This is a genomic window from Wolbachia endosymbiont of Atemnus politus (assembly GCF_013309895.1).
Genome location: NZ_JAAXCS010000003.1, coordinates 22,369 through 30,468, shown reverse-complemented (window position 1 = coordinate 30,468; position 8,100 = coordinate 22,369). Strand labels below are relative to the sequence as shown.

Below are 8,100 nucleotides of genomic sequence, written 5' to 3'. Positions count from 1 at the left end.
TATGTTAGCATTGGCAGTCTGGTATTGTGTTTAAAAAATAAAGACGTAGCTAGTGATCTGCAGAACAAATTAAACATTGTATTGTATGCAATGTTAATTAATTATGGGATTCATGTGTATCTTACAAGGGAAATACCTTATGTACCATGTATTAAAAGACCAAATGATAAAGGAAGTTATATGTCTGGTTACTTATTGGATGATCAAGTAATTAGGGAAGATATATTATGGTTGAAACACAAAGATCTGAGAAAGTTTAAAGAGTTTTGTGGCAAAATTAACAAAATGCAAGACAAAGAAACTAAGGAAACATTTGAGAATTATTTGAATCAAATAAATTCTGAAGAGAAACGAAATGCACGAAAGTATACTGTTGCTGCATTAGCTACTATCTGCGTTGTTACAGGAATCATTGCTATTGCAGGAAAAAGTGCAGTTATTGGTGTTGTTTCAGCTATAGCAGGTATTATGCTTAGTGTATGTCTATTGTATAATAATAAGCTGGAATGTGTAAACATTCCGTGTAAAAGTAAAGAATATGCAACCCGCAATTTTTCTGTTGGTCCATGATTCTTTTTAGTAACAACTACAAAACTTTACTTTCTCCTATGCAGTGAGCCAAGTCAAGAAAGGTGAATCTATCTCTTGTTGCAAATGCAAGGTTGACCACTTTGCAATACTGCTCTTTGTTCCAACTTAGATGCTCTGGTAAGTGTGGAATTGACAGATCTTCAAATATTTTTTGTAGGCGTTTTGCAGGTAATAAATTTTGCTTAATCAAACTGGAAATGTTATTCCATTCTTTATCAATGATCCCTCCGATTTTTTGCTGCGTAATTTGTTTCTGCTTTAAAATCTTTATAAATTCGGTATTACCAAAACATTCAGTCACATATTTTACATTCAAAGTAGTTGGTTTGATAGTAGGGTTTTGTATTGATAATACCTTTTCCTGTAAATTAGCCATGGTGATCGTTGTAACAGCAATTTTTTCGCCGTGTAGCAAGGAATAATCTTTTGTTACCATCTCCATTGCATGAGCTATCATATGCTCTCCTTGGCTTGCAGAATAGCTGCCTTTTGACATCACCATTCCAAGGCCTGAAATCAGTAGGGCCTCCATAAGTAATAAGTTCACTTTTTTGCTTTTTTTTGCAAGTGCTAGGTACTCTCTTAGCAAGATCTGCTCCAGATCACGAACAAGTGTAAAAGGTAATTCATTATATTCTGTGCCAAGTAGCAGATGAGATAATAACCAATCGGCTTGCACTGTTGAACGGCAGATGAAGTCTGCAAATCCGCTTAATGTGAGACGCAGTGGTGCGTTGGCAATTATATCGGTGTCAATGTATATTGCCTTGGGAAGATGTGCTGCGAACGATTTTTTGTATCCATCTGCCAGTATTGAAGCATTTGCAGAGCTGTATCCATTCATAGAGGCGGCTGTTGGAAAGGATATGTAGTTCTTGCCTTCTAAGTAGCTTGCGTATTTACAGATATCGTTAACAGTGCCACTACCGAATGCTACTATTAAATCACTATCTTTTGCCTTGTTTCTAGCTAGATTGACGGTTTCGAGAGAGGCAACACTGTCCGGTATATCTGGTATCATCCAAGTAGCGCGACACTGGGATCCATCATAGATTCCAGCGTCACGTGCTGGAATGACAAGTGGGGCTGGAATAATTAAGTGAGAAATTTTATTAAATATGTTTTTATTTAAAAGTTTTGCTGTATTTTCATCTGCAACTAGAAAGATATCATTTCCGTATTGCGTGCATATTTCATGTATATTATCAACAAAATGATGGCCTGCTATCACTTCCCTTATAAGAGTTTGTTTGGCTTGGTGTAATATTTGTTTTAAATAATGCATATAATGCTTACAATATAGTAATATCAGTATTTCAGGTTGATATGAAGATTGACCCTGTAGAGCTAACTAAGAAATTAATTTCGTTTAAGAGTATAACACCAAGGGATGATGGGGCAATAGAGCATATAACAGCAATCCTCAAAAAAAGTGGTTTTGATTGTGAAATTCTGGAGTTTGGTGGTAAAGTTAAAAATCTTTATGCGAAATATATAAATGGGGTACCAAACTTATGTTTTGCTGGCCATGTTGATGTTGTACAACCAGGTCAGTTAGAAGATTGGATATCTGACCCATTTGATCCAAAAATTAGCGATGGAATGTTGTATGGAAGGGGAGCAGCTGATATGAAAAGCGGAATAGCTGCATTTATTGCTGCTATGGTAAATTTAGTTGCAGAAAAGTTTCAATTTAGTGGTTCGATAAGTACATTGATTACCAGTGCTGAGGAAAGCACGGAAGAATATGGAACGAAGGCAGTTTTGGAATGGATGGAAAGTAAGCACAAGAAGATAGATTATTGTGTGGTCGCTGAACCAACCAGTAGTGAAAAATTAGGTGATACTATAAAAATAGGCAGAAGAGGCTCTGCGACATTTGAGCTGATTTGCCATGGAAAACAAGGGCACGTTGCCTACCCAGACTTAGCGGATAATCCAATACATAAGATGATATCGATATTGAGTAAGATAAAAGATACTACTCTTGATAATGGTAATAAATATTTTCAGCCTTCAAATTGTGAGATTACTACTGTTGATGTTGGAAACGATACTGACAACCTAATACCTAGTTCAATAGCTGCAAGTTTCAACATTCGATATAACAATATGCAAACACCTGATAGTTTATATAAGTTGATTGATGAAATATGCTCCGGTGTGACTAACGATTATAAACTCTCTGTGCATAGCAGCAGGGGTGTTTTTCTCTCTACTCCCGATAGGAATGCTGATATTATACTTGATGCAATAAATAAAATTACTAATATTGATGCTGTGATGAGCACAAGTGGTGGCACGTCTGACGCTGCATTTATCAAGGATGTTTGTCCGGTGATTGAATTTGGTATGATTAACAAAACCGCACATCAGGTAAACGAATGTGTGTTAGTGGACGATATACACAAATTAACAGCTATATATAAGGAATTTATAAAAAATTATTTTTACCCCACTAATAAGATATTAAATCAGATCAATGTAATTGGTAATATGTCCGATGGTCCATTGTTAGCTTGAGGTGTATTTTAGGCTAGTGTCTTGCATTTTGGTAGCGCGTTGAAAAACTTACTTGACAAACTTTAACAACTTCATTATCATATCATTCAGGGTATTTCTGACTCAAAACTTGTTTTTGATCCGCGCGGATTCAATGACAAAAATTTAGTAAAAAACTTAAGGTATTTATTGGCGGATTATATAAATTATTGGGGCTACATGTCTTTTAAATTTTTTCACATGCAGCCAAAATCGCGCTTAAACTAAGCGTCAGCACATTATTACAGCGCCAAGTTACATTATTAGAGGGTCAAAACTCGCACCACGGGGCTTCTTTTGCCTTTTTTTTCGCTTGGTAAATTGCTTAATGTTTGTGGCTAAAGCAATTTAAGAGTACTACAAAAAACGCCAAATTTTAAAATAATTGCTTTTTAGTTTAGGTTATGCAAGAAATCTAGTGGAAATGGCTAACTGCTTAAAGGAGAAAGAAAACTTGCATACGAATTTATCAAGGTGTAAAATATAATTGTTTTAAAATGAGTAGGTTAGTTATGAATCTTGTGACAAAATCGGCTATCGATTTTACTGCCCCAGCTGTTCTCTCTGATGGAGAGATAGTTGATGACTTCTGTTTAAGTGAACACGCAAAAGGTAAGTATGCTGTCCTTTTTTTCTATCCACTTGATTTTACCTTTGTCTGTCCAACTGAGTTGATATCGTTTAGTAATAAAATAGAGGATTTTTCAAAACGTGGTGTTGAAGTTATAGGGATAAGTGTAGATTCAAAATTCTCCCATTGTAAGTGGAGGAAAACTCCAGTTAATGAAGGTGGTATTGGGGAGATTAGCTACACTTTGGTGTCTGATATAAAAAAGTCTATATCAAGAGACTATGGAGTATTGCATGATGACTCAGTTGCACTGAGGGCAACTTTCGTTATTGATGATGAGTTTATTGTGCGTCATCAATCGATAAATGATTTGCCTTTAGGGCGTAATATCGATGAGTTTATTAGAATTGTTGATGCGATAAAACATAATAAAGAGCATGGTGAAGTGTGTCCAGCAGGGTGGAACAAGGGTAAGCCAGCAATGCAGGCAAGTGATGAAGGAGTGGCTGACTATCTAAACTCATACAGTGAAGAACTATAGATTTAGTACAAAAGTCCTTATTATTGGATCTGGGGCAGCAGGTTATGCTGCTGCTATATATGCAGCACGTGCAAACCTAGAGCCAATTGTAGTAACAGGAATGCAGCCTGGTGGTCAGCTTATGATTACTACAGATGTTGAAAATTATCCTGGTTTTGTTTCAATACAAGGGCCGGAGCTAATGGAGCAAAAGAGGTTGCATGCAGAGAAGGTTGGGGCAAGAATAATAGATGATGAGATAAAAAGCGTTGAACAACTTGAGGATTCTAACGAGTGTAAGTTTAGATCTTCTGGTAGTACCAATGATTATTGTTCTGATGCAATTATAATTGCATCAGGTGCACAGGCAAAATGGCTTGGCTTGGAGAGTGAAAAGAAATTTCAAGGTTATGGAGTTTCAGCGTGTGCAACTTGTGATGGTGCGTTTTTTAGGAATAAAGTTGTAGCCGTGGTTGGTGGTGGAAATACCGCCGTTGAAGAAGCGATATTTTTAACTCGATTTGCCAAAGAAGTTATACTAATACACAGGCGGGATAAATTAAGAGCAGAGAAAGTAATGCAAGATAGGCTCTTTAAAAATGATAAAATACAAGTGGTATGGAATCATACCGTGGAACAAATCCTTGGGGAAGAAAATCCAAGAAAAGTTACTGGTATTACAATTAAATCAACGGAGACTGATAAAACCCAAGAGCTGAGGGTGGATGGAGTGTTCATTGCAATTGGGCATGCACCAAATACAGGTATTTTTAAGGGCTTTGTTGAAATGGATGAGCAGGGTTATATAATTACAAAACCTGGAACAACTTTAACTAGTAGGGCAGGGGTGTTTGCTGCAGGTGATGTTCAAGATAAAGTGTACCGACAGGCAGTAGTTGCAGCAGGAACAGGGTGCATGGCTGCACTTGATGCGGAAAAGTTTTTAGAGTGCCAAAAGAGTTAAAAAATAGAGAATATATAAAATAACTCTTTTTGAGAGGAAAGAGAGATTCATTGCTATTTTCTTTTTCTCTTGTATAGTTTTATATTAATGGGTTATTAGGTAGGTTTAATATGCATGGTAATAGTATTGATTACAGGTTGTATCGGAGGACTTCCGAGCCACTTAGTGAATCAACAAAATACTTATTTAATACTATTGATAATGGATATCTAGAAGGTTTTAAGCAAGCTCTAAAAGAAGGTGCGGATGTTAATGCGTTTGATGCAGAAGGTATGACACCTTTGATGTCTATTGCTAATGTCTATGTTGTCAGCGGTGATAAACAACCTACATTAGAGAAGATGTCCAAATTGCTTATACAAAACAGCAATATTAATATTAATGCTCAAAGTAAGCAGTCTGTGTCTACGGTGCAATCTAGATATGATCTTAGTATACAAGATGAGGTATCAAAGTTTGTAACAACACACTCGATACGCAAAGACACAGCTTTACATATTGCTTGCTCGGTTGGAGCTAAAGATATGGTAAAAATATTGCTCACGCACCCAGATGTGAAAACTGATGTTAGAAATTGTGAAGGTAAATGCCCTAAAGATTGTATTGCAAGAGGATCTGAGGGTGCAATAAAATTAGAATTTAAAAAAGCACAAAACGCAAACGAGTTGTTAGGTGCTCTTGCTAATAGAGACTTTTACCAAGCGAACATGCTATTGAATGAAGAGCTTAACCCTAATTGCTGGAGAAGAATGAGACATGGAGAAATAACAACCCCCTTGAGCTCGATTATCATATTATGTCTAAGAAAAATAACAGAAAATGGAAAAGAAGTATTGATAAAGCTTTTAAAACATAAAGAGCTTGATCTTAATCAAATAAAGTCAACACCTGCAATGATAGAACGGAAACAATTAAGGAAAATTATTGAAGAGAAACAATTAAAGCAAATAATCGAACAAGCTATTAAAGAGCGATTGATTGATGCTATTAATAGCAAGGATTTAGATGATGTGAAAAAATTAGTAGAAGATAATTACTTCATGAATTATGCAATTATTATTGCTGCATGGAAAAATGTTAATAATCTAATTGAGCCTATTGTAAATTATCTAAATGAAAAATTTCCTGCAAGTGTGGAACAATCTTTACCAGAAGATTTTAAACAAGCTTTTCAAGAGGTTGTAATTGAGCTTGAAAGAACGAAAGCTCAACTCATAGAAAAAGAACGAGAGCTGGATAGGATCGTACGCGAAAGAACGAGAGGCATTAACAAAATTTCACAGTTAGAAAGAGATCTAGCACAAGTAAAGCAAGAAAGATCAACTCAGCAAATAAGGATTGATGCTCTTACTAATCAAGTAACCCAACTGACTAGAGAAAAAAGTCAACTTGAAAACCTAAGAGGTGAACTTGAAAAAACAAAAGCTCAACTCACAGAAACAGAGCAAGAGCCAGCAAATAAAACTAGCAAAATTTCACAGTTAGAAAGGGATTTGGAACAAACAAAGCAAGAGAAGGTAGATCAACAAGCTCAGGTAGCCCGACTTACTAAAGAAAATGCTCAGCTTCGTACTCAAAACAAAAGTTTAAATGATCAAAACGAGAAATCCTTGAAAGCAAGTGCTCCGGGTAAAAGGCAAAGTAACTATGCTCTTACATTTTTTATGTTGTGTGGAATATGCGCTGGTGGTGCGTGTTTAACGATAGTGGATTATCCAGAGGTAAGTGCTTGTCTTGCTGTAGTTTCACTAATTCTTCTTTTAGTAGGGTATTTTTTATGCCAAGGAGGTCAAAAAGACATAAAACCTGGTGGTGTTACTGACAATCCTCGAGTTACAAGGATTTTGGTTTCTTCTCCAAACTCCGTTGAAAATTTTTATACATATTAAAAACATCTTGATAATTTAGGTGAGTGTAAACTTGAGTGGTTTCAAGGCTTGAATGGCCAAGTAGTTGTTGTATTGACCTTATGTCAATATCTTCTTGAAGCAAGTGGGTAGCAAAACTATGACGGAATGCATGTGGAGATAAGGTTTCTGGCAAATTTAATATTCTCCTTATTTTCTGCAAACGATTAGCGACGTAAGTTCTTCCCAATTTTTTTCCTCTTACTCCCACAAAAAGATATTGTCCCTCATTATCAATGCCAAGATGAGGACAAGCTTTTACGTATTCTTGTATGCACTTTTTTACTACCGGAAGAATAAATATCTCCCTCTGTTTACTCCCCTTACCTGTAATTATTAGATTTTCGCTGCTGACATCACTGACCTTAATACTCAATGCTTCGCTGATTCTTAAACCTGTGCCATATAGTAGAACGATAACCGCAAATTCTCTCTTTATTACCCAAGGTTCACCTAGGTCGGACAATTTCACTTCTTTCGCTAAAGTTTTTTTGTTGCCTTCTGTCATCCCAGTGCTTGACACTGGGATCCATATTTCTTTTTTTTTTCTGGATTCCAGCGTTACGCGCTGGAATGAAAAAGAAGAGTGAATTCCTTGTAAATAATAGTTATGCAAGAAGAAGTCTACTAAAGTTTTTATGTTGGATATTGATAATGCTCTGGGCAGGGTTCTCCTCTGAATTGGTCTTGACAAGGAAAATACAGCCTCATTGTTTATTTCATAATTGTTTTTTATATACTTAAAAAAATTTCTGATTACTGACAATGCACGAGTGTTAGATCTTGCATTGACGCCTCTCTCATAACGGAAGCTAAGCCAACTTCTGAGCTCAGGTACGCTCAGTTTTTCCAAAGAGCCAACATTCACTTCTTCACCAATGTGAGTGCCGAGGAAACTTATGAGATCTTTCAAGTCCCTCATATATGACTCTAAAGTGTTAGGTGAATAAGACCTATTGCATCTCAGCCATTCATACCAATTTTCGATGATTGAACCGAGGTTCAC

General features: G+C 36.2%; 7 protein-coding genes. 5 read left to right on the top strand and 2 right to left on the bottom strand.

The annotated features are described in order from the left end of the window. The coding region (locus HET73_RS00450) for a hypothetical protein (protein ID WP_218939286.1) at positions 1–570 on the top strand (570 nt) is incomplete at its 5' end. Positions 571–586: 16 nt separating this feature from the next. On the opposite strand, the gene HET73_RS00445 is transcribed toward HET73_RS00450, so the two are convergent. Then, entirely contained in the window at positions 587–1,876 is a 1,290-nt protein-coding gene (locus HET73_RS00445) for an iron-containing alcohol dehydrogenase (protein ID WP_174133331.1), read from the bottom strand. A 41-nt stretch (positions 1,877–1,917) separates the two neighbouring features. On the opposite strand from HET73_RS00445, the gene dapE reads away from it, so the two are divergent. The 4 genes from dapE to HET73_RS00425 all read left to right on the top strand — a co-directional run bounded on the left by dapE (position 1,918) and on the right by HET73_RS00425 (position 7,076). Further along, positions 1,918–3,114 carry a succinyl-diaminopimelate desuccinylase gene (gene dapE / locus HET73_RS00440; RefSeq protein ID WP_174133332.1) on the top strand — a complete coding sequence of 399 codons (1,197 nt, stop codon included), beginning with the start codon at positions 1,918–1,920 and terminating at the stop codon, positions 3,112–3,114. A 530-nt stretch (positions 3,115–3,644) separates the two neighbouring features. Next, entirely contained in the window at positions 3,645–4,244 is a 600-nt protein-coding gene (locus HET73_RS00435) for a peroxiredoxin (protein WP_174133869.1), read from the top strand. Beyond that, positions 4,231–5,187, top strand: a complete 957-nt coding sequence (gene trxB, locus HET73_RS00430; protein WP_174133867.1) for a thioredoxin-disulfide reductase — start codon at positions 4,231–4,233, stop codon at positions 5,185–5,187. The genes HET73_RS00435 and trxB overlap by 14 nt, the downstream gene beginning before the upstream one ends. Positions 5,188–5,297: 110 nt before the next feature. Then, positions 5,298–7,076 (top strand): ankyrin repeat domain-containing protein, encoded by a 1,779-nt coding sequence (locus HET73_RS00425; RefSeq protein ID WP_174133866.1) that lies wholly within the window; start codon positions 5,298–5,300, stop codon positions 7,074–7,076. Here the strand turns inward: HET73_RS00425 and HET73_RS00420 are convergent. Next, on the bottom strand, positions 7,021–8,100 hold the full coding sequence (locus HET73_RS00420; RefSeq protein WP_174132833.1) for a tyrosine-type recombinase/integrase: 1,080 nt from the start codon (positions 8,098–8,100) through the stop codon (positions 7,021–7,023). The genes HET73_RS00425 and HET73_RS00420 overlap by 56 nt on opposite strands.

Excerpts from the sequence above, each read along its gene's own strand:
- HET73_RS00445 (WP_174133331.1), bottom strand. The coding sequence starts at position 1,876 with ATGCATTATTTAAAACAAATATTACACCAAGCCAAACAAACTCTTATA.
- dapE (WP_174133332.1), top strand. The coding sequence starts at position 1,918 with ATGAAGATTGACCCTGTAGAGCTAACTAAGAAATTAATTTCGTTTAAG.
- HET73_RS00435 (WP_174133869.1), top strand. The coding sequence starts at position 3,645 with ATGAATCTTGTGACAAAATCGGCTATCGATTTTACTGCCCCAGCTGTT.
- HET73_RS00425 (WP_174133866.1), top strand. The coding sequence starts at position 5,298 with ATGCATGGTAATAGTATTGATTACAGGTTGTATCGGAGGACTTCCGAG.